The organism is Paenibacillus assamensis DSM 18201 (assembly GCF_000422445.1).
GTDB classification, from domain to species: domain Bacteria; phylum Bacillota; class Bacilli; order Paenibacillales; family Paenibacillaceae; genus Paenibacillus_B; species Paenibacillus_B assamensis.
Genome location: NZ_KE383837.1, coordinates 878434 through 878728 on the forward strand (window position 1 = coordinate 878434; position 295 = coordinate 878728).

General features: G+C 48.5%; 2 tRNA genes. Both read right to left on the bottom strand.

Annotated features, from left to right (window positions below):
* Positions 1-120 precede the first annotated feature (120 nt).
* Positions 121-212: transfer RNA gene (locus H580_RS0118340), tRNA-Ser, on the bottom strand.
* A gap of 4 nt (positions 213-216) precedes the next feature.
* Positions 217-292, bottom strand: a tRNA-Asn gene (locus tag H580_RS0118345).
* Positions 293-295 lie beyond the last annotated feature (3 nt).

Genomic DNA, 295 nt, shown 5'->3' on the forward strand with positions numbered 1-295 from the left:
CGACCTTCGGGTTATGAGCCCGACGAGCTACCGGACTGCTCCACCCCGCGTCATCTATCATATCTTTAATGTGAAACTATTATACAAAACAGATTTCGTTCCATATTATAAATTCCATGCTGGCGGAGAAAGAGGGATTCGAACCCTCGAGACGCTTGTGACGCCTACACGATTTCCAATCGTGCTCCTTCGACCAACTCGGACATCTCTCCATAATGGCTCCCCGAACAGGACTCGAACCTGTGACAACTCGATTAACAGTCGAGTGCTCTACCAACTGAGCTATCAGGGAATA